This is a genomic window from Ligilactobacillus murinus, from assembly GCF_003288115.1.
Classification (GTDB): domain Bacteria; phylum Bacillota; class Bacilli; order Lactobacillales; family Lactobacillaceae; genus Ligilactobacillus; species Ligilactobacillus murinus.
On the sequence record NZ_CP023565.1, the window covers coordinates 168,454 to 188,513 of the forward strand.

Annotated in this window: 19 protein-coding genes; 10 read left to right on the forward strand and 9 right to left on the reverse strand. The window is 39.9% G+C overall.

The window, feature by feature from the left end:
- Positions 1–16: 16 nt before the first annotated feature.
- The 4 genes from ispE to CPS94_RS00790 form a co-directional block, all read right to left on the reverse strand.
- Positions 17–892 (reverse strand): 4-(cytidine 5'-diphospho)-2-C-methyl-D-erythritol kinase, encoded by an 876-nt coding sequence (gene ispE, locus CPS94_RS00775; protein ID WP_112195766.1) that lies wholly within the window; start codon positions 890–892, stop codon positions 17–19.
- Positions 893–1,037: 145 nt separating this feature from the next.
- Positions 1,038–1,433, reverse strand: coding sequence for a glycerate kinase (locus CPS94_RS00780; RefSeq protein WP_238145359.1), 396 nt, complete (start codon positions 1,431–1,433; stop codon positions 1,038–1,040).
- Positions 1,434–1,541: 108 nt separating this feature from the next.
- A complete protein-coding gene (argH, locus tag CPS94_RS00785; protein WP_112195763.1) occupies positions 1,542–2,927 on the reverse strand; it encodes an argininosuccinate lyase in 1,386 nt (461 codons plus the stop codon).
- On the reverse strand, positions 2,920–4,134 hold the full coding sequence (locus tag CPS94_RS00790; RefSeq protein WP_112195761.1) for an argininosuccinate synthase: 1,215 nt from the start codon (positions 4,132–4,134) through the stop codon (positions 2,920–2,922). Before CPS94_RS00790 ends, argH begins: the two co-directional genes overlap by 8 nt.
- Positions 4,135–4,505: 371 nt before the next feature.
- Here CPS94_RS00790 and purR point away from each other — a divergent pair, with 371 nt between their 5' ends.
- From purR to CPS94_RS00805, 3 genes are all read left to right on the forward strand, one after another.
- On the forward strand, positions 4,506–5,339 hold the full coding sequence (gene purR, locus CPS94_RS00795) for a pur operon repressor (protein ID WP_004048778.1): 834 nt from the start codon (positions 4,506–4,508) through the stop codon (positions 5,337–5,339).
- Between the two features lie 152 nt (positions 5,340–5,491).
- Positions 5,492–6,892 carry a bifunctional UDP-N-acetylglucosamine diphosphorylase/glucosamine-1-phosphate N-acetyltransferase GlmU gene (glmU, locus tag CPS94_RS00800; protein WP_112195759.1) on the forward strand — a complete coding sequence of 467 codons (1,401 nt, stop codon included), beginning with the start codon at positions 5,492–5,494 and terminating at the stop codon, positions 6,890–6,892.
- Between the two features lie 94 nt (positions 6,893–6,986).
- The gene (locus tag CPS94_RS00805; protein WP_004048772.1) at positions 6,987–7,961 is read left to right on the forward strand and encodes a ribose-phosphate diphosphokinase; all 975 of its coding nucleotides are present in this window, start codon (positions 6,987–6,989) and stop codon (positions 7,959–7,961) included.
- A 74-nt stretch (positions 7,962–8,035) separates the two neighbouring features.
- On the opposite strand, the gene CPS94_RS00810 is transcribed toward CPS94_RS00805, so the two are convergent.
- Positions 8,036–8,260, reverse strand: coding sequence for a hypothetical protein (locus CPS94_RS00810; RefSeq protein ID WP_004048770.1), 225 nt, complete (start codon positions 8,258–8,260; stop codon positions 8,036–8,038).
- Positions 8,261–8,522: 262 nt separating this feature from the next.
- Here CPS94_RS00810 and CPS94_RS00815 point away from each other — a divergent pair, with 262 nt between their 5' ends.
- Complete coding sequence (locus CPS94_RS00815) at positions 8,523–9,194, forward strand: hypothetical protein (protein WP_112195757.1); 672 nt, start codon at positions 8,523–8,525, stop codon at positions 9,192–9,194.
- Positions 9,195–9,256: 62 nt separating this feature from the next.
- Positions 9,257–10,879, forward strand: a complete 1,623-nt coding sequence (locus tag CPS94_RS00820) for an ABC-F family ATP-binding cassette domain-containing protein (RefSeq protein WP_112195755.1) — start codon at positions 9,257–9,259, stop codon at positions 10,877–10,879.
- A gap of 75 nt (positions 10,880–10,954) precedes the next feature.
- Here CPS94_RS00820 and CPS94_RS00825 read toward each other — a convergent pair whose 3' ends face one another.
- Together CPS94_RS00825 and CPS94_RS00830 are read right to left on the reverse strand one after the other, a co-directional pair.
- Positions 10,955–11,422: a low molecular weight protein-tyrosine-phosphatase gene (locus CPS94_RS00825; RefSeq protein ID WP_112195753.1), complete on the reverse strand. Its 468-nt coding sequence runs from the start codon at positions 11,420–11,422 to the stop codon at positions 10,955–10,957.
- 1 nt (position 11,423) lies between these two features.
- Positions 11,424–12,389 (reverse strand): biotin--[acetyl-CoA-carboxylase] ligase, encoded by a 966-nt coding sequence (locus CPS94_RS00830; protein ID WP_112195751.1) that lies wholly within the window; start codon positions 12,387–12,389, stop codon positions 11,424–11,426.
- A gap of 94 nt (positions 12,390–12,483) precedes the next feature.
- Between CPS94_RS00830 and CPS94_RS00835 the strand changes: the two genes are divergently transcribed.
- The 5 genes from CPS94_RS00835 (at position 12,484) to CPS94_RS00855 (ending at position 17,707) form a co-directional block, all read left to right on the forward strand.
- Positions 12,484–13,593 (forward strand): YibE/F family protein, encoded by a 1,110-nt coding sequence (locus tag CPS94_RS00835; RefSeq protein WP_112195749.1) that lies wholly within the window; start codon positions 12,484–12,486, stop codon positions 13,591–13,593.
- Complete coding sequence (locus tag CPS94_RS00840; RefSeq protein ID WP_112195747.1) at positions 13,580–14,347, forward strand: YibE/F family protein; 768 nt, start codon at positions 13,580–13,582, stop codon at positions 14,345–14,347. Before CPS94_RS00835 ends, CPS94_RS00840 begins: the two co-directional genes overlap by 14 nt.
- A 150-nt stretch (positions 14,348–14,497) precedes the next feature.
- Positions 14,498–15,445 carry a hypothetical protein gene (locus CPS94_RS00845; protein ID WP_162626387.1) on the forward strand — a complete coding sequence of 316 codons (948 nt, stop codon included), beginning with the start codon at positions 14,498–14,500 and terminating at the stop codon, positions 15,443–15,445.
- A gap of 17 nt (positions 15,446–15,462) precedes the next feature.
- Positions 15,463–15,831 (forward strand): DUF3899 domain-containing protein, encoded by a 369-nt coding sequence (locus tag CPS94_RS00850; RefSeq protein ID WP_172477232.1) that lies wholly within the window; start codon positions 15,463–15,465, stop codon positions 15,829–15,831.
- Between the two features lie 205 nt (positions 15,832–16,036).
- Positions 16,037–17,707 (forward strand): IS1182 family transposase, encoded by a 1,671-nt coding sequence (locus CPS94_RS00855; protein WP_112286313.1) that lies wholly within the window; start codon positions 16,037–16,039, stop codon positions 17,705–17,707.
- A 35-nt stretch (positions 17,708–17,742) separates the two neighbouring features.
- Here CPS94_RS00855 and CPS94_RS00860 read toward each other — a convergent pair whose 3' ends face one another.
- The gene (locus CPS94_RS00860) at positions 17,743–18,933 is read right to left on the reverse strand and encodes an MFS transporter (RefSeq protein WP_112195742.1); all 1,191 of its coding nucleotides are present in this window, start codon (positions 18,931–18,933) and stop codon (positions 17,743–17,745) included.
- Positions 18,930–19,985 (reverse strand): ThiF family adenylyltransferase, encoded by a 1,056-nt coding sequence (locus CPS94_RS00865; RefSeq protein ID WP_112195740.1) that lies wholly within the window; start codon positions 19,983–19,985, stop codon positions 18,930–18,932. The genes CPS94_RS00860 and CPS94_RS00865 overlap by 4 nt, the downstream gene beginning before the upstream one ends.
- Positions 19,986–20,060: the final 75 nt, after the last annotated feature.

Consider the following 20,060-nt stretch of genomic DNA (forward strand, 5'->3'; position numbering starts at 1 on the left):
ATCTGGTCTTAGTTTTTTAAAAACAAGTTTGCTGGTCTAAATTATAAGGACTAACGATGTAAACTTCCTTACAGAAACCACGTAAACTATTGTAAATGTGTTGGGCTCGTGAAGCTTTTTGGCAGACCCCAAAAACTGTTGGCCCACTGCCACTCATTTGGGCTGCATCACAGCCAAATTGAAGCATTTTTTCTTTGATCTTTAAAATCTCAGGGTGGCGTTCAGCCGTGATCGATTCTAAGGTATTTCCCATCTTAGTGACCATCGTTGCATAATCTTGTGACTTGATCGCACAAACGACAGCATCGACATCTTGATGTTTGATCTTATCATAATTGATTTTTCTTAAGATGCTAGGCGTTGAGACACTGTCGCGTGGTTTAGCAATGATGATCTTCAATGGGGGTAAAGGACCGATCGGGGTCACGATCTCGCCCTTACCAGTCACAAGGGCTGGTTCGCTGTAGATACAAAATGGAACATCTGAATCGATCTTTAGCCCGATTTCAGCAAGTTCTTTGCGTGAGAGACCAAGTTGCCATAACTTGTTTAAGCCACGTAGGACAGCCGCAGCATCCGAAGACCCACCACCCATACCGGCAGCTACAGGGATATTTTTATCGATCGTGATCGCTACGCCTTCATTGATCTGGTATTTATCGCGCAACATCTTAGCGGCTTGATAGGCTAAGTTTCGTTGATCACTTGGTAAAAAACCAGAGTCAGTCGAGACGGTTATCTTATGCGAGTTAGGAAGGGTCTGGATGTGTACGTAATCGGCTAAATCAACTGCGATCATTACCATTTTCCATTCGGGCTCACCGTTTTGATGACGAAATGGGGTATCTAAGCTGAAGTTCAATTTAGCCGGAGCTTTCTCCGATATCTCCATTTGATTCACCTGTCTATCATTGAAATTATTAGTTTAATTATACTGAACTACGCGCTATTTTAAAAGAGTCAAACACGCTAAACGAATTTTTGCACTAAATGCGCCACTTCATTTATCGTTTGTGTCAAGTGTTTTGGTCCCAATTTTAAAGCTTGGTCCAAGTCGATGATTCCAGGAGTGAAAAGACAGCGTCAAAACCTAGTTGATGCAACTCAAAAACGGCTTCGATCTTATCAGCTAGACCGATCACGGTGCAGTCAGGGGATACGTCTCTAACCGCACGCAAAACCCCAAGGGGCGTCTTGCCTAATTTTGTTTGGCTATCTAAACTGCCTTCGCCGGTCAACAAAATGTCGCTTGCAGTAGCTTTTTGCTTAAGGTCAGTCAAAGCGATCGCAAGCTCGACTGCTCCATCTGCTAGTGGGATCAATTCATATGTAGCTGTGGGAAAGATGGGTTTAAAGCCAGCATAGATAGCTTGGGCTGCTTCACTGGCAGTCATACTTTCTTTGAAAGAATCGGGTGCAATGATGATTTTCACGAATAAAAGGCCTCATTTCTAGTGCTATTATTTTTGAGTTTAGCGCAAGAACAAACAAAAAGAAAGGATAAAAATTTCACAAGGTCAATTTCTATCCTCTAGTTAAATTTATTCGAATTTTTGCATAAACTGCTCAGCAAGCTCGATCTGCTGTTCAACTTGGGCAAAACCAGTTCCACCATAAGAGTTACGGCGCTTGACGGCTGTTCTTTGATCAAGGGCAGAATACACATCTGCTTTGATCTGCGGTGAAAATTTCTGGAAAGTTGCTAAGTCGGTATCTTGAAGTGTTTGCTGTTGTTTGATCTGGTGTAAGACTAACTTGCCGGCGATCGCGTGTGCTTGACGGAATGGCACTCCATTTTTAGCCAAGTAGTCGGCTAGTTCTGTGGCATTAGAAAAATCAGTCGTGAGCACTTGTTCCATCCGCTCTTTGTTGACACTCAATGTTTCGACCATTTGAGTGCATATCTTAAGGCAAGGGATGATCGTCTTGACAGCATCAAAGACACCTTCTTTATCTTCTTGCATATCTTTGTTGTAGGCCAAAGGAAGGCCTTTTAAAACGGTTAGTAGGCCGATCAGATCACCAAAGATACGGCCCGATTTTCCCCGGATCAATTCAGCCATATCAGGATTTTTCTTTTGGGGCATGATCGAGCTTCCTGTAGCGAATTTATCAGATAGTTCAAGATAGCCAAATTCATAGCTACACCATAAGATAAGTTCTTCACAAAAACGGGAAAGGTGGACCATCAAGATCGAACTATTGCTTAAAAATTCCAAGGCAAAATCACGATCAGATACGGCATCTAATGAATTAGCATAGATCTCACTAAACCCTAATTGGTCTGCGCTAAATTTACGATCGATCGGAAATGTCGTTCCTGCTAAAGCTGCTGCACCTAATGGACAGATGTCGGTGTGCTTTTGATTGAATAAAAAGCGCTCATAGTCACGTTTGAACATTTGCCAGTATGCCATCAAATAGTGGGCGTACGTGATCGGTTGGGCGTGTTGTAAATGCGTAAAACCAGGCATCAGTGTCGTTTGATGTTTTTTTGCTTGGCACAATAACGCTTTTTGCAGTCCAGTGATCGCCTCTAATACTTGGGGAAGGCGCTTTTTTAAATAAAGATGTAGATCGGTCGCAACTTGATCATTTCGACTCCGAGCGGTATGAAGTTTACCTGCAACTGGGCCGATCTCTTGGGCTAACAGAGCCTCTAAATTCATATGGATATCTTCGTTTGCGACTGAAAATTCAAGTTCACCCGTAGTTAGTTTGTGTGCTAACTTTTCTAGTCCTGCAATTATCTGATCTGCTTCGTTTGCACTCAAGATCTTGGTGTGTTTGAGCATTTTTACATGGGCAAGTGAACCTTGGAGGTCTTCTTTTGCTAGCAACTGATCAAAACTGATCGAAGCCCCAAATTCATCAACGAATTGATCCGGGGACGCTTCAAAACGTCCACCCCATAATTTATCACTCATAGCTATTTCCTCCATTTTTTTGTTGAACTTGGGCATAGACTTGAGTTGGGAGGCCAAAAAGCTTGATGAAACCACTGGCAGCCTCTTGATCGAATTGATCAGCAGCAGTATAGGTCGCTAGCTTTTCATCGTATAAGGAATTAGGCGATCTGCGACCTTCACAAATGACGTTACCCTTGAATAATTTGACGCGAACAACACCAGTAACATTAGTCTGGGTCTGCTTTAAAAAAGCTTGGAGCGCGGACATCAACGGTGAGAACCACAACCCGTTATAGATCAATTCACTGAGCTTTTGTTCGATCACAGGTTTGAAATGGGCGACTTCTTTTTCAAGTGTGATATCTTCAAGATCTTTGTGGGCTGCCATCAAAACCGTAGCTGCTGGACACTCATAGATCTCACGGGATTTGATCCCGACTAGCCGATTTTCGACGTGATCGATCCGCCCGATCCCATGTTGGCCAGCTAAGCGATCAAGCTTTAAGATCAAATCAGCTAATTTAAGTTTTTCTCCCGCTAATTTAACGGGGACACCTTGGTCAAATTCAAGCTCGATCACACTGGGAACGTCAGGTGTTTGCTCTAAAGGTAAAGTCCGAGCATAGGCATCTTTTGGAGCACTTTGCCACGGATCTTCTAAAATACCGCATTCATTTGCCCGCCCCCATAAGTTTTCATCAACTGAATAAGGGCTTTTTTTGTTGATCGGCACGGGGATATCATTTTGAAGAGCATAATCGATCTCTTCTTCTCTAGACCAATGATTATCTCTGATCGGGTCTTCGATCACCATTTCCGGAGCAAGAGCATGGATCCCGACTTCAAAACGGACTTGGTCATTGCCCTTACCGGTACAACCATGCGCGATCGCACATGCCCCATAGTCTTTAGCGACCTTGACTAGGTGTTTAACGATCAAGGGACGTGAGAGGGCTGAAACGAGCGGATATTTTTGTTCATAATATGTATGCGCTTGGAGTGCCGTTAAACAGTATTGACTAGCGAATTCCTCTTTAGCATCAATGACTAAAGATTCAACTGCGCCTACTTTTAAACCTTTTTCTTGGATAGCAGCTAGGTCTTTACCTTCACCAACATCAATGCAACAAGCGATCACATCGTAGCCCTTATTTTTGAGCCAAGCGATCTCAACTGAAGTATCTAAACCACCAGAATATGCGAGTACGACCTTTTTATTTGCCATTTTAAAAACTCCTTTATACATTTATTAAGGTTATCATACAATTTTTATGCAAATAATTCAAGTTAAATTTAATATTTATTCATATTTAATTTGATTTATATAATTTTTTATACATGAAGAGTCATATATGTATCCCAAAGTAAAATTTAAAAAAGTATTGACGCTAGCCGATGACAGTGATAATCTATAATAGTTTGTTTCAGAACCGAACGTTAATCAGAAAGAGAAAAAATATCTGATAAAACAATTTTGAATCAAGGTTTATCACCTAAAAAACGAACTTTAAAATTATTTAAAGCTTAAAAACTAGGAAAAATCCGTTTGATAACGTATAATGTAACTAAAATTTCAAAAACATTGGAGGAATAAATTTGAAAACCAGAAGAAGTGATCGATTGATCGATATGACGAGATATCTCTTAGAATCACCGCATACATTGATCTCGCTGACCTTTTTTGCTGAACGCTATGAATCAGCGAAGTCTTCGATCAGCGAAGATCTTGCCATTATTAAGCGAACTTTCAAATTACGTGGGATCGGTATTTTAGAGACGATCCCAGGTGCAGCAGGTGGTGCGCGCTTTATTCCTTCAATGGAAGAATATGAAGCTCGTGAATTTATTGAAGAGATGACAGCCGAACTTTCAGAACAAGATCGCCTTTTACCGGGCGGATATGTATACTTGTCTGATCTTTTAGGCCGACCTGATGTTTTACGTAAAGTTGGACGCGTGATCGCACGCCAATATATCGATAAACAGATCGATGCGGTGATGACAGTGGCAACTAAAGGGGTCCCGATCGCTCAAAGCGTTTCTAGTTACTTGAATGTGCCATTTGTGATCGTGCGTCGTGATTCTAAGATCACTGAAGGTTCGACTGTTTCGGTCAACTATGTATCTGGTTCAAGTGAACGGATCGAAAAGATGGAATTGTCCAAGCGCAGTCTTAAGCGAGGCTCTAATGTGTTAGTCGTCGATGATTTCATGAAAGGTGGCGGCACGGTCAACGGGATGAAGTCAATGATCGAAGAATTCGAGTCAAACTTAGTCGGGATCACTGTTTTTGCTGAAGGTTCATTTGATGGAAAACGCATGGTCGATGACTACACTTCATTGCTAAAAGTTGATCAAGTCAATACTTTAGATAAGACGATCTCTGTTAGTCCAGGAAACTATTTAGAAAAAGTATTTGGTAACAAATAAAGCCGTTGAGCACTAAACATCAAGTCAGGTGTTTAGTGCTTTTTTGATTGGGTTTGGACGCTTGAAACTAGGGGGATGGTGGTTTATCATTAAATAGTATTTACTAATTATTCTGAGAAAGGAATGCCTTTTTAGTGAGGCAAGATTCTGAAATGACAGCAAAATATGCAATCGTCTTGGCAGCAGGTCAAGGCACACGAATGAAATCAAAATTATACAAAGTATTACATCCAGTCTGCGGTAAGGCAATGGTCGACCATGTCTTGACTGAGCTTGAAAAAGATCAGATCGATGAGATCGTGACGATCGTTGGTCACGGGGCGGCTAAAGTTGAAGAGACTTTAGGAAAGCGGACAAAATATGCCCTACAAGCTGAACAATTGGGCACAGGTCATGCTGTTTTACAAGCTGAAGAACTTTTAGGTGACAAACAGGGGATGACCTTAGTTACATGTGGCGATACTCCGTTATTTACAGCAAAAACATTTGCTAAACTATTTGAACAACATGAACAAAGTGGTGCGGTCGCAACTGTTTTGACGGCTAAAACTGATGAACCATTTGGCTATGGTCGTGTGATCAGAAATCATCGCGATGAAGTTGAAAAGATCGTCGAACAAAAAGATGCGACGCCAGAAGAAGCTTTGGTAAATGAGATCAATACGGGTGTTTATTGCTTTGATAACCAAGCCTTGTTCAAGACTTTGCATGAAGTAAAAAATGATAATGCTCAAGGTGAATATTACTTACCTGATGTGATCGAGATCTTAAAAGCCAAAGGTCGCCCAGTTGGAGCCTACTGCATGGATGAATTTGAAGAATCAATGGGTGTCAATGACCGGATCGCCTTGGCTAAGGCAACCAAAGTCATGCAACGTCGGATCAACGAGTTGCATATGAAAAATGGGGTCACATTGATCGATCCAGCGACGACTTATATTGAAGCTGACGTTAAGATCGGAGCCGATACTGTGATCGAGCCTAGTGTCAGTTTGAAGGGCAAGACGGTCATCGGAGAAGATTGTGTGATCGGGGCGAATTCTGAATTACGCGATACAGTTTTAGAAGATGGGATCAAAGTAAAAGCTTCTTTCCTTGAAGGAGCGATCATGCGTAATGGTTCTAATATCGGACCATACAGTCATTTGAGACCACAAGCTGACATTGGTGAAGGCGTGCATATCGGTAACTTTGTTGAAGTTAAGAAGGCAACTTTAGGCAAGAATACTAAAGTTGGGCATTTGACCTATGTTGGCGATGCGACTCTTGGAAAAGAGATCAACGTGGGCTGTGGCACGGTGTTTGTCAACTACGATGGTCAAAATAAACATCATGCTAATGTAGGCGACTATTCCTTTATCGGAAGTGGTTCAAATATTATTGCGCCAGTTGAGATCGCAGACCACGCCTATGTGGCAGCAGGTTCAACGATCACCGAAGATGTAGCTTCACGTGAGATGGCGATCGCTCGCGGACGTCAAGTGAATAAACCAGGATATTATGATCGTTATCCAGTCGCAAAAGCAGCGGCAGAAAGCGAAAATAAGGATTAGTTTATCTCAAATCCAAAAACATTCCTAAAAAGCTTGATTTTAGTAGAATAAATGAATAGTATTATAATTAGATAAATTTGTTTTGGAGGATGCTATGTCTGAAAACTATAATAGTTCAAAGATCAAAATTTTTGCTTTGAACTCAAACAAGCCTTTGGCTGAAAAAATTGCTGCTGCTGTTGACGTACCTTTGGGAAAGACCTCTGTTGACCGTTTTAGTGATGGTGAAATTCGCATCAACATCGAAGAATCGATTCGTGGTGATGAAATTTTTATCATTCAATCGACTTCAGCACCGGTCAATGACAATTTGATGGAACTTTTGATTATGATCGATGCCTTGCGTCGTGCAAGTGCAGCTACGATCAATGTTGTTATTCCGTATTACGGCTATGCTCGTCAAGATCGTAAAGCTCGTTCACGTGAACCGATCACAGCCAAGTTAGTTGCAGATATGGTTGAAAAAGCTGGGGCAGACCGTGCGATCATGTTAGACTTGCACGCTGCTCAAATTCAAGGCTTCTTTGATATTCCAGTTGACCACTTGATGGGTGCCCCATTATTGGCTGACTACTTCTTGACTCAAGGTTTGGATAAAGATGCAGTTGTGGTTTCACCTGACCATGGTGGTGTGACACGTGCACGTAAGTTAGCTGAATTTTTGAAAGCACCGATCGCAATTATTGATAAACGTCGTCCACGTGCCAATGTTGCTGAGATCATGAACATCATTGGTTCAGTTGATGGCAAACGTTGTATCTTGATCGATGATATGATCGATACAGCTGGTACGATCACTTTAGCGGCTCAAGCATTGATGGATGCAGGGGCGATCGAAGTTTATGCTTCCGCAACTCATCCGGTCTTGTCCGGGCCAGCGATCGAACGGATCGAAAAATCACCGATCAAACAATTGGTAGTGACAGACTCTATCCAACTTCCAGAAGAAAAACAGATCGATAAGTTAGTTCAAGTTTCAGTTGGGCCACTTATCGGAGACGCGATCAAGCGGATCCACGAAAACAAACCGGTCAGTCCATTATTTACGACTCGTTTCCGGAGAAAATAGCTCAAACTAAATAGGAGAAAGCGATCTAGCTTGACTAGATGCTTTCTCCTATTTTTGTATCAAGAAAACAGTCTTTATTTTAGTCGCTTCACAACCGAAAATTCTTTAGCTTTAGCGTGTTCTTCGGCGATCGCTGCTGCTTCGTCAAAGATAAAGTACGGTTTGCCATCTTTTTCTTGGGCGATCAAGACCGGTTTAGCAGCTTTGTGATGATAGATCTGGGCAGCAACATAAGCATTTTCAAAGTCAAAATCACTAGCGATCGAGTCACCAGGATTAAAGAAGATATTTTCACTCATAAAAATTCACGCCTTTCGTATGGTTTCAACTACAAATCAATTGTAGCACTAATTTATCTCAGTGCGTAGAAAAACGGTAGCTCCGTAGAAATAACTGCAAGCTGACCGTGATGTGAGTTCATCATGGATAGCTTGCAGTTATTTTTTAGGAGCTGTTTTTCGGAGCATGACAATATCTCAGTGCGTAGAAAAACGGTAGCTGATGCTGCAAGTTGACATAACGCAGAGACCGACCTACTCTGATATTGATAGGGGGAAGAAAATGCAAGCAATACAGACGATAAGTAAGCCCAAATTATTAGGCTACTTTATTTTTTCGATCTTTTTAAATAGTTTAGGCAATGCCTTGACGGTTGCGATCAATTTAGGGAGTGCGCTTTGGACCGCAGCAGCTGTTAATCTTTCAAAAGTCTTACCGATCACGTTGAGTGTGATGTTGATCTTATCAGGGATCATTGTGATCGTGACAAACATCATCATTTTAGGACGGTTTGATTTTAAACGAGTTTTGGGCAATTTGATCTTTATGGTGCCATTTTCATGGTTAGTAGGTGTTTTTGAAGTCCAATTACTAAAATTACATATCACGCATCTTCCACTGTGGGCGCAAGTGATACTAGATTGTTTGGGAGTTGTTTTGATCGCAGTAGCTATTTCGATCTATCAGCGCGTAAATTGGATGCTCCATCCAGTTGATGACTTAATGCAGATCATACGGTTCAAATATTTACAAGGTAATGCGACAGTAGCGCAATTGCTCGTCTTTACACCGCCGATCGTGGCGATCGTGATCTCACTATTAGTGACACATCAGCTATATGCGATAAATATTGGTACGCTGTTTGCTTTGGCTTTTCAAGGCACAATAGTTGAAATAGCCGACAAAGTTGTTTTTCCAAGTCTAAAACACCAAAATTTAGCCACGAAGCTGTGAGTTTTTGGTGCAGTAATATGTTACAATAGAGATTATAACTTAAAGAATGCGAGGGAATATCATTGATCACAGTAAGCGATGTAAGTTTGAACTTCTCAGGACGTTTGCTCTATGATGACGTCAATTTAAAATTTACACCAGGTAACTGTTATGGCGTTATCGGAGCCAATGGTGCTGGTAAGTCGACTTTCCTAAAACTATTAGAAGGTAAATTGACACCAACGACAGGGACGATCACGACTGGACCAAATGAACGGATCTCTAGCTTGAACCAAAATCACTTTGGGTTTGAAGAATTTGAAGTACTTGAGACCGTGATCCAAGGCCATAAGAAACTCTATGATATCATGAAAGAAAAAGATGCTTTGTATGCCAAAGCTGATTTTACTGAAGAAGATGGGTTAAAAGCAGCCGACCTAGAAGCTCAGTTTGCTGAAATGGACGGCTGGAATGCTGAAGCAGATGCCTCTCAATTGTTACAATCAGTTGGGATCGCTGAAAGTATGCACACCCAAAAGATGAGTGAGTTATCCGAAAGTGAAAAGGTCAAAGTGTTGTTGGCGCAAGCGCTTTTTGGTGAACCAGACATTTTATTGCTAGACGAACCAACAAACGGTTTAGATGTGCAAACGATCAGCTGGTTGGAAGATTTCTTGGCGGATTATCCTAAGATCGTGATCGTTGTTTCTCACGACCGCCACTTCTTGAATCAAGTCTGCACGGAAATGTGTGATGTTGACTTTGGCAAGATCAAGCTTTATGTGGGTAACTATGATTTTTGGTTGGAATCAAGCCAATTAGCTGCTAAATTGCAAGCCAATGCCAATGCCAAAAAAGAAGAAAAGATCAAAGAGCTACAAGAATTTATCGCACGTTTCTCAGCCAATGCTTCTAAGTCTAAGCAAGCTACTTCACGTAAGAAACAATTAGAAAAGATCACTTTAGATGATATCAAACCATCTTCACGCAAGTATCCATTCGTTAAATTTGAGATGCAACGTGAATTGGGAAATGACTTAGTTCGGGTCGAAAATGTTTCAAAGACGATCGATGGGGTCAAGATCTTGGACAATGTCAGCTTTATGATCCGCCCCGGTGAAAAAGCGGCGATCATTTCAAGAAATGACTTGGCAACAACGACTTTGATGCAGATCTTAGCTGGTAAGTTAGAACCAGATACCGGTTCTGTAACTTGGGGCCAAACTGCGATCCCAAGTTATATGCCACGTGATCTGGATGCTAACTTCAACAATGATGAATTGTCGATCTTAGATTGGTTACGGCAATATGCGGATAAAGAACAAAATGACAATACTTTCTTGCGGGGCTTTTTAGGTAAAATGCTCTTCTCAGGTGATGACATCGATAAGCAGATCAAGGTCTTATCTGGGGGCGAAAAAGTACGTTGTATGTTATCCAAGATGATGCTTGAAAAGGGCAATGTTTTGTTATTAGACGACCCAACTAACCATTTGGATCTTGAATCGATCACGTCTTTAAACGATGCGTTGATCGACTTTAAGGGTTCGTTGATCTTCACTTCTCACGACCACCAATTTATCCAAACGATCGCTGACCATATCGTTGAAGTTTCAGGCAAGGGTGTCGTTGATCGTTTTGATACGACCTATGATGAATTCTTGAACCATGAAACCGTCCAAGAACAAGTAAAAGAATTATATTAAAAATAGACTAAATAACGCGGGACCGACTTAAAGCGTAAAACTACGCATCTTGTCGGCCCCGCGTTATTTATATAGTTATTTTATCCTCTTTTTTAGATATTCGAGCCAAAATGGCAAGGCTTCGCTTAGATCAGCGTAAGTTTTCGCAAAATCACCAGTATACCAAGGATCAGCTACGACATGGTCTTCTTTTCCAGGGGTCAGTGAGTAAACTAATTTGACTTTAGTGGCTGAGTTTTTATCCGGTGCCATTCTTTTAGCGTCCCGGAGGTTATTTTCATCCATCACTAAGATATAGTCAGCTTCTAAAAAATCAGTTGCATTTAGTTGGCGTGCGATCATATTGGTGGCTGATAGACCGTGTTTAGCTAGTTCATTGACAGTGCGCCTATCAGGTGGAGAACCTAGCTCGTATGTGCTTGTAGCCGCAGAATCGACTTGGATCTGCGAACTTAGCTCCGCTGAAGACACCAGATCCTTAAACATTGCTTCAGCCATCGGGGAGCGACAGATATTTCCGAGACAAACAAAAATAACTTTCATATTACACCTTCCTAACTTTGATGACTTCGCCAGAATTCAAAACTTTTCCGTTCTCTAAGACTAAAGCACCGTGGCCGTTGATGTCAATTACTTGTGCTTCTAAGGTACCAGTGGGACGTTGGATAGTGACGTGTTTACCGATCAAGTCACAGTGAGCCCGGTATTCATCCATAAAAGATCCTGTCGTATAATTTTGGTAAATTTTGAAGAATTCATTTAGATAGGTCGCGATGAAACGGTTGCGTGAGAGCCGATTTTTTTTGACATAAGGTGCTAAAGTTCCGACTCGTGCTTGAAGCTCAGGTGGAAAAGTTGAGATCTCAGTTAAAAAGTTGAGCCCAGTTCCAACAACTACTTGACTCAAACTTTGAGTCTCTAGATCAGTTATCCCTTCGGTCAGGATACCACAGATCTTTTTATCATCAACTAAGACATCGTTGACCCATTTGATCGTGGGCTTTAGCGCCAGTGTTTTTTCTAAGGTACGAGTGACCGCGATGGCAGTTGCTGTCGTGAGTAACCCGGGATCAAAATCAGGGCTCTTGTTGGCTAAGAGGATACTAAGATAGATCCCGGTATTTTTAGGTGAGATAAAATCTCGGTGATAGCGCCCATAGCCAGCTGTTTGATGGTCGGCGATAACAACTAGTGGTGTTTGTGAAGTAGTGTTTAATCCAAGTTCTTTGGCTTTGAGATTAGTCGAAGGAAGTGAGTCAAATACTTGGAGTTCTAGGTCTAAGTCTAAAGAAAGAGCTTGTAAGATCGCAGTTTGATTCAAAGTATCACTATCAGTGTAGCGGTAGCCCACATGTGGTTTGCTGTCGATCTGATAGCCGGCTTTTCTTAGCTGTTCGATCGCTTTCCAGATCGCTGCTCGGGTGAGCTGTAAACGATCAGCTAATTCTTGCCCGGAAAGATAAGTTTCACTTCTTGTCAATAATTCTAAAACACGTTCAGAAGTTTTCATTAGGGCACATCCTTTTCAAAGTTTAGATATATTTTAACATGTTAAGGGCTAAGTTGTGATATGGTTAAATAAACTGATTTTTGGAGGGACTAAAATGAAAGTCAACACCAAAACATGGCTCAAACTAGCCTTGATCTTGGTCAGTGGCCTATGTTTATATTTATTTTTGCGCAATGATGCTTTTTTATATCAACAACCGATCGGAAAAGTGGTCGCCGTTAAGCAGGCTACACCAGAAAAAACGACCGATGTGTATAATAATAGCGATGAGACGACCCGCCAGACGTTGACGTTAGAGATCTTAAACGGCAAATACCGTGGGCAAAGCTTTAAGGTCAATAACACCTATTCAAGCTCAGGCGGACTTGACCAAAAATACCATCTAGGGCAACAAATATTTGTCAATATCCATGAACATCGTGGGCAAAAAGATGTCGTGATCTCACACTATAAGCGAGATGTTTATTTGATAATGTTGAGTTGGTTAGTCGTAGTATTACTATATTTAACGATGCAGTTTCAGGGGATACGTTCATTATTGAGCGTAATCTTAAATTTCGTCTTATTTTTATTGATAGTCCAAATAGATGTCTTTTTGAATCTGACGAATTTCTTTTGGCTTTTTGCAATAGCGGCTTTGCTCTTTACTGCATTATCCCTAGCGTTAGTGATCGGCCTAAACAAGCAATTTAGCGTGACTTTTTTGGCGATCTTTTTAGGAACGACCAGTGCGTTAGTCATTGGTTGTTTAGTCTTGTATTTTACTAAAAGCAAGGGCGTGCACTATGAAGCTTTAGATTTTGCCACGCAATCACCTAAGCAACTTTTCTTAGCGGCGACAGTGATCGGTTTATTAGGTGCAGTAATGGATGCAGCGACGGATATCGTTTCGACGCTTTTTGAGATGAAACGCAGCCAACCTGAATTGACGAAGCAACAATTATTCAAATCAGGTCAAGTGATCGGACGCTCGGTCATGGGACCACTGATCAATGTTTTATTGCTGATCTTTTTTGCCGAAACGTTTGCAATGTCGGTCTTATATTTTAAGACAGGCAACAGCATTGCCTATACGTTTGAGTGGACGATGGCTTTAGGGATCGTTCAAGCATTGATCAGTGGGATCGGGATCGTTTTAACGGTTCCGTTAGCTAGTTTTTTGAGTGCCCAATTTTTAGGGGGGAAGCAAAATGTCGGCAATTAGTATTTTAACGCTTATTTTAGCGGTCTTGATGTTGATAGTTGGTGGTAAAGCTGGCTTGACTGCATTTTTTAGTGCCGTCTTCAATTTTATTATTTTGTTTATAACAGTTATCTTGATCACAGGCGGTTTGCCACCAGTTTGGGTCGCATTTTTTGCGGGCGTTTGTATCCTAGCGATCACGATCTATATGGGAAATAAGGATGAAAAAACGGCCAATATTGCTTTTAAGGCGACGCTGATCGTGTTGATCGTGATGCTGATCTTGATCATTCCAATGGATCATTTCGCTCAGATCAAGGGTTTTGCTAACGAGCAATCAGAAGAGATCGAAGCGTTTGATCTTTTGGTCGGGGTCAATTTTGAACAGTTGCTCATTGCAACCACTGTCTTGAGTACTTTAGGGGCAATTGCCGAAGCTGCGATCGCTGTTGCTAGCGGTTTGAATGAATTGATCGAACAACGCCCCACGATCACTTTGCCCGAAGTTTTTAAAAGTGGCAAGACGATCGGCTTTCAGATCATGGGGATGACGTTTAATACGTTATTCTTTGGGATGTTTGGCAGCGACTTAGCTTTATTTATTTTGCTGTATAAGTTAGATGCCGATTTTAGTTACTATTTGAATTCTAAGATCTTTGTCAAAGAATGCTTAGCAGTCCTTTATTCAGCGATCGCCGTGATCTTTGTGATCTGGATCACGACGTATTTGGTCGGCAAAAAGCTCAATGAAAAACGAGCCCAGATCGATAAATGATCAAGTAAAATGGTATAATGTAACTGTAAGATCATTATGCTGTTTGTTTAAAGCAGAAAGGAAAAGCTATTTTTTAATAGTCGGCTGATAGTTATGAAAAAACAAAGAATATTAACGTTGAGCTGTTTGTTTTTTAGTGTGATATTTATCTTGAGTGCTTGTTCGAATAGTCAAACAGCGAATAAGACTAGTGAAAGCACGAGTCAAACAGTTCAAGCTAAAGTCAACGAACGCTATCAAAGTGCACTTTCATATTTGGAATCAGGTGAAAATAAGCAAGCTTATGATGAATTGAATAAGATCAAAAATATCAAGCAGGCCCCGACCCATGTGCGGGCCTTAAAAGCCGATCTTGCTTTGCTATTAGCAGCTAAAAAAGCTGTGACGGCAGCTAAGTTGACCGAAACGGAGAAATACCTAGGTCAATTGGAAAAAGTTGAATCACCGACAGCTTTAGTCAAACAAGTCAATGAACTTGAAAAAGAATATCAGGCCGTAAAGTTAGCTAAACATTATGCCGCTGAAGTTGAACAATATTATCAAGCTGGTGCTTATCAAGCGGCGGGTGGGAGTTTGCAAGCCTTAGACTCACTATCGAGCAAGTATCAAGCTGTGGCGATGTTACAAGAAAAAGAAGCTGGATATAAAGCTAAGATCGCTTCGGCTCAAGCAACGGTTAGCTCTGAACAAAGTAGTACCGCCACTAGTGCTAGTGAAGTAACTGCGTCGAATAACGTGACGCCCAAAGCTGGCTACACTAATGCACGGAGCTCAAAGTTACTAAGCTCAGAGTATAAAAAAGAAACTGGCAGTGAGATCGCCAGTGCTCCAAGTGAGGCAGTCTCCTCGATGTCAGCTAAGATGAGCAACCAAGATGTCTTGAGTGCCTTTCGGAAGGCGACTGCGATCCCACAAGAAGCTGGGGACCAATATTATGTTCAAGATCTAGGTAATGATCACTATCAGATCGAGATCAGACATACCAGTCCAAGTGATCCGCAAGTTTCCAATTTGAAGGGGATGTACCGATTTGATCTGGCCAGTGGCGTTTCACAAAAGTTAAATGAAGTCAGCGGACAGTACGAAAAACTTAATTAGCAATGGGTGAGAAGAGAATGCAATTTGTCAAAGAAAACATTTGGCTCAAAGGGGACCTAGTGATCGCAGGGATCGTGTTGCTCTTGACGATCGTTGGGCGTTTGACTAGCAACCATATTTTGGTTTCAGATATTTTATTTATGAGTGGACTAGCATTATTGTGTTTAATGATGTTTGATATTTTACTCCACGCTAACTTGTTGGCTGGGTGGTTTCAACGCCAACGCAAAGGTGAAAGTGATGAAGAATTTGCTAAACGCAAGATCGATATCAAGCGGGTAGCTTCAGAAAAGAAAAATGCCCCGATCCATTTTAAGAAGTTTAGCTTCAATTGCTTACTTTTAGGGAGCTTTATGATAATTTTAGCTGTTGTCGTCACATTGTAAATTTTGATGCGGCGGAGAAAAACTACTATTGGACAACAGGATAGAAAATGAGAGGCTGTGACATAAGTCTCCAAAAAACGGTCGTAAATGGACTTTAAAAATTGTTCATTTACGACCGTTTTTGTATACTATAAATAAAAAAGGACATCAGAACCCCCTGATGCCCTATAGTCTACCCCCTTCAAAAAAGAAAGGAGATAAACCCATGCACAGTAATTATAACATAAATCAACTCAGTTTGAACATGGCGACCTTCTATGAACCTGAAAAAAATCATCAAGCACACTACATACACCATTTAGTCGAATCTATTGATTTTGATGACTCTTATACCTTTGGGCGTCCTTTCGAATATGAACCTCGGGTCTTACTCAAGTTAGTTCTTTTGGCATATAGTTATGGTATTTTTTCTTGTCGAAAGATCGAACGTTTTGCTCGGGAAAACGTTGTTGCCATGTGGTTGACTCAGGAAGCCCAACCTACTTATCGTACTATTGCTCGCTTTGTTGTCTCTGATACTATTGAGATGATGCTAAAAAGTTCGTTTTCTGAATTTAGAGAATATTTGCGAAAAAATGGGCTCATTGATGAGGCTGTGTTTATTGATGGTACTAAGATTCTTGCTAACGCAAATAAATACTCGTTTGTTTGGAAGAAAAATACTATTCGCTATGATGATTTAAATCGACAAAAAGCTAAAAAGTTATTGAAAGAGATCAAAGAATCGATCGTCAATATTGATTTTGCTGATGATCTGACTGTTGATCAACTTGATGAGATATGTGCCCGATTGGAACAACGAATTGAATATTTGAATGAAAAAGTCGAAGAGACTAAGAAGATCTCCCCTAATCCTGCGAAGCAGGAACGACGGACGGCCAAGAAATACTTAAAACAAACACGCGAGCGCAAACAGAAAAACTCTAAATATGCTGAACAGTTTGCCATCGTTGGCGAGCGAAACAGCTATTCTAAAACTGATAATGACGCCACTTTTATGCGTATGAAAGAAGATCCAATGAAAAATGGTCAAACCAAACCTGGCTATAATCTCCAAGTCGCTGCTAATAATCAATTTGCTTTGGACTACACCCTCGCACCTAATCCAACTGATATGCGTACTTTGATCCCATTTTTAGAAAAGATGGATGCAGATGTTATTCAAGGTCCGATAGTTGCTGATGCTGGTTATGGATCTGAACCTAACTATGAATTTATCGAAGATAAATTCGGAGTGTTTGATTACCTTATTCCATATAATACGATGTTAAAGGAAGAAACCAAACGTTGGAGATCAGATGAGCGCAAAGTGATGAATTGGCATTATAACGCTGAAGATGATTACTATATAGATCCAAAGAATGTTCGTTTTAACTTTAAACGCTATGCATATCGCCATGATACATATGGTTATAAACGAAATTTTAAAGTATATGAAGCTGAAAAATTCGATGAAGATCGTAAAGAAGATCCAAATGCATTGACCAAAAAAGGAAACGTCAGAAAGATCTATATCAATCCACAATGGGAATATTTCAAGGGGAAAGTAAAAACAAACCTTTCAAATACTGAAAAAAATAAGATCTATCGTAGAAGAAAGTATGAGATCGAACCTATTTTCGGTAATTTGAAGGCTTATTTGGGTTTTACTCGATTTACCGTACGAAGTAAGAAAAAGGTAAATCGACAAATGGGGATAGCGTTAATGGCATTGAACATGTGGAAAATGTCCACTAGTAGTTCAAAAATATCACCAAATAATAAAAACAAAAAGAAGACCATCCGAATTTTTCAAAATTTTCAAAAAATTCGAATGGTCTTCTTTAAAGATAGAGACTTATGTCACAGCCTCTCATTTTTTTATAGCTTCATCTGAGAAATGGGCTCAAGCCAAAATAGCTCACATCTGATTTAAGTCTGAGCTGTTTTGTCTTTGAGCGCTAAATAGATCACGCCTAAACTTGCACTCATCGCTAAAATAAAATTCAATAAAACTACGACTTTGACTGAAAGATATGTCAAAAGTAAGCTCGACAGCAACAACGACACTAACGAGGATAAGCGTCCGCAGCTCGAACGTAATGAGGTCAGCGATGAGATATGCGTTTTAGAAACTGTTTTGGAAAATAACACATTACTGAAGTATTCAAAAAAGGTAAAGATAAAGACTAAGACTAAATAGCTGAGTAAAAAGCTCATTTTGTCTGTAATTACTAAAAGTACACTACTAGTCAATAGACCTATTAAAGATAGCCCATACCACCGCTTGATCGCAGACGTTTCAAGTTTTACCGGCAAGCTATAAGCTCCAAGACTTATCAACTGAAAGATAACATAGTAAATATAAAACTGCTCTTTATTAAAGCCTTGCTTCAAAAATAACGCTTGCCAGAGTTGGTAGTGAGCCTGAAAGAAAAATTGCCCCGCAATAGTTAAAGCGATCATCAACCGTAATTGACGTGAATGTTTAAGTTCGCTAAAGCCGGTCACTACTTGTTTGCTCAAGCTCTGTTTCAAGTTTTGCTTAGAACTATCAGTGACCTCTTCAATATAACCATATCTGATCGCCAAAAACGCTACTAATGTTAAGAGTACACTCACCAAATAAAACTTTATCCCTAACCTATAATACAGCCATGAACCAAGTACCCCTCCAAACAGTGCGCTAATAAGATCCAAGCGATTAGTATTGCTGATAAATTTGGCAACTAAGCGATTTTGAGCTTGGTGCTTGAGTTCATTTATCAGTTGTGCATCCAATGTTCCACTTTCTAACGCCATTGCTAACCCATAGCATGCCCAAGCAAGTAATATCGTCTGAAAGCTTTCGCCTAACCAAACTAGCAAAAACATCCCGCTCAAAAAGACTTTTGCCCATAAAAAGAGGACTTTTTTAGAATACAGATCAGCTAATAGACCACTAGGATATTCACTGACTAAAATGACCAGACTATAGGTCGCTTGAACTAACATGATCTGCGTCAATGACAAGCCTTTAGCAAACAAGAGCACGGTCAAGACGGCATGCGGCAAAGAAGCTGCTAACGTGGTCAAAGTGGTTGCTAGATAAAATATTTTGATATTTTTATGCAGTTGCTTCATTTATTTTCCTCGCTACAAAAGCTACAATCTTTATCTTTGGGAACCTCTAATGTATAATTTTTAAACGTCACATTGTCAATACCAAATCGTTTATTTAGCGATTTGACTTTATCTAATTTTTCAGCTTCAAACTGAATAATATCAGACATTGCTAAACTAGACGCTAAGGCATTATTTGTAAAACTAGATGGAGCTTCATATTTATTATTAATATTCAACAACTCATTTTGCATTGAATCTTTTTCATGTTTTTCAAGAGATAAAGTATTATTGCAATATGGACAACTTGAAATCCGTGGAACATAAAATGGTCCAATTACAGAAATATCATTTAAGTAACCAACATTTAAAAAGGGAATTTTATTTTTTACACAATACTTTGTAGTTTCTTCTAAAGCAGTAATACTATCCCCTGAAAGTATTACTAAATATCGCTTATTATCTGTTAATTTAATTGATTTTTCTAGTAGATCCTCGGTAACGTATCTATCATAGGACGTAACATCTAATAAAGGATTACGTAATTGAATCTGCTTTTTCAGTATATCTGCTTTTGAATATCCTATATCTTTAGTTGTGAACAATAATTGCCGATTTAAATTACTATTTTCGATCTTATCTCCATCAATAAGTATCATTTTTTCAGGAGTAAAGGTTGCCAAGGAGTAACTCAAAAAGTTTCCTATCCCACCGCAACCAATGATAATCACTATAGTATTTTTTAAATTATTTAACACTAACTTTGCATCTACATCTATTGATAATAAATATAAATAGTTTTTAAAATCAAGAGTATCCTTTTTCGGCTTTACCAACGAGCTTTCTAAAATTAAATTACCGTCTAATAATTTTTGAAAAGTATTTTTTTTAATGTTATGTTTTAATTCAAACTTTTTAATTTCGGTTTCGGTACGTTCAATTTCCATATAGTTTAAAAGATGGAGTGCATCTTTAAATTCTTCTAAACTCAATGTAAATTGCTTTGTACCAACACCTAAAATTCCACATTTTTCGTTAAAACCACCCGTTGCTAATAAACTTGTCTTATACATAATTATCTCCTATCGTAATTTATAGTATTTATAAACTTCCATATATTGATGAAAACCATAATACCTCAAGTATTA

Bases quoted from the DNA above. Each gene is read 5' to 3' on its own strand.
- glmU (WP_112195759.1), top strand. From the start codon at position 5,492: ATGACAGCAAAATATGCAATCGTCTTGGCAGCAGGTCAAGGCACACGA.
- CPS94_RS00830 (WP_112195751.1), bottom strand. From the start codon at position 12,389: ATGAAAACTTCTGAACGTGTTTTAGAATTATTGACAAGAAGTGAAACT.
- CPS94_RS00850 (WP_172477232.1), top strand. From the start codon at position 15,463: ATGCAATTTGTCAAAGAAAACATTTGGCTCAAAGGGGACCTAGTGATC.
- CPS94_RS00815 (WP_112195757.1), top strand. From the start codon at position 8,523: ATGCAAGCAATACAGACGATAAGTAAGCCCAAATTATTAGGCTACTTT.
- CPS94_RS00805 (WP_004048772.1), top strand. From the start codon at position 6,987: ATGTCTGAAAACTATAATAGTTCAAAGATCAAAATTTTTGCTTTGAAC.
- CPS94_RS00840 (WP_112195747.1), top strand. From the start codon at position 13,580: ATGTCGGCAATTAGTATTTTAACGCTTATTTTAGCGGTCTTGATGTTG.
- argH (WP_112195763.1), bottom strand. From the start codon at position 2,927: ATGAGTGATAAATTATGGGGTGGACGTTTTGAAGCGTCCCCGGATCAA.
- CPS94_RS00855 (WP_112286313.1), top strand. From the start codon at position 16,037: ATGCACAGTAATTATAACATAAATCAACTCAGTTTGAACATGGCGACC.
- CPS94_RS00860 (WP_112195742.1), bottom strand. From the start codon at position 18,933: ATGAAGCAACTGCATAAAAATATCAAAATATTTTATCTAGCAACCACT.
- CPS94_RS00865 (WP_112195740.1), bottom strand. From the start codon at position 19,985: ATGTATAAGACAAGTTTATTAGCAACGGGTGGTTTTAACGAAAAATGT.
- CPS94_RS00810 (WP_004048770.1), bottom strand. From the start codon at position 8,260: ATGAGTGAAAATATCTTCTTTAATCCTGGTGACTCGATCGCTAGTGAT.
- CPS94_RS00835 (WP_112195749.1), top strand. From the start codon at position 12,484: ATGAAAGTCAACACCAAAACATGGCTCAAACTAGCCTTGATCTTGGTC.
- CPS94_RS00825 (WP_112195753.1), bottom strand. From the start codon at position 11,422: ATGAAAGTTATTTTTGTTTGTCTCGGAAATATCTGTCGCTCCCCGATG.
- ispE (WP_112195766.1), bottom strand. From the start codon at position 892: ATGGAGATATCGGAGAAAGCTCCGGCTAAATTGAACTTCAGCTTAGAT.
- CPS94_RS00790 (WP_112195761.1), bottom strand. From the start codon at position 4,134: ATGGCAAATAAAAAGGTCGTACTCGCATATTCTGGTGGTTTAGATACT.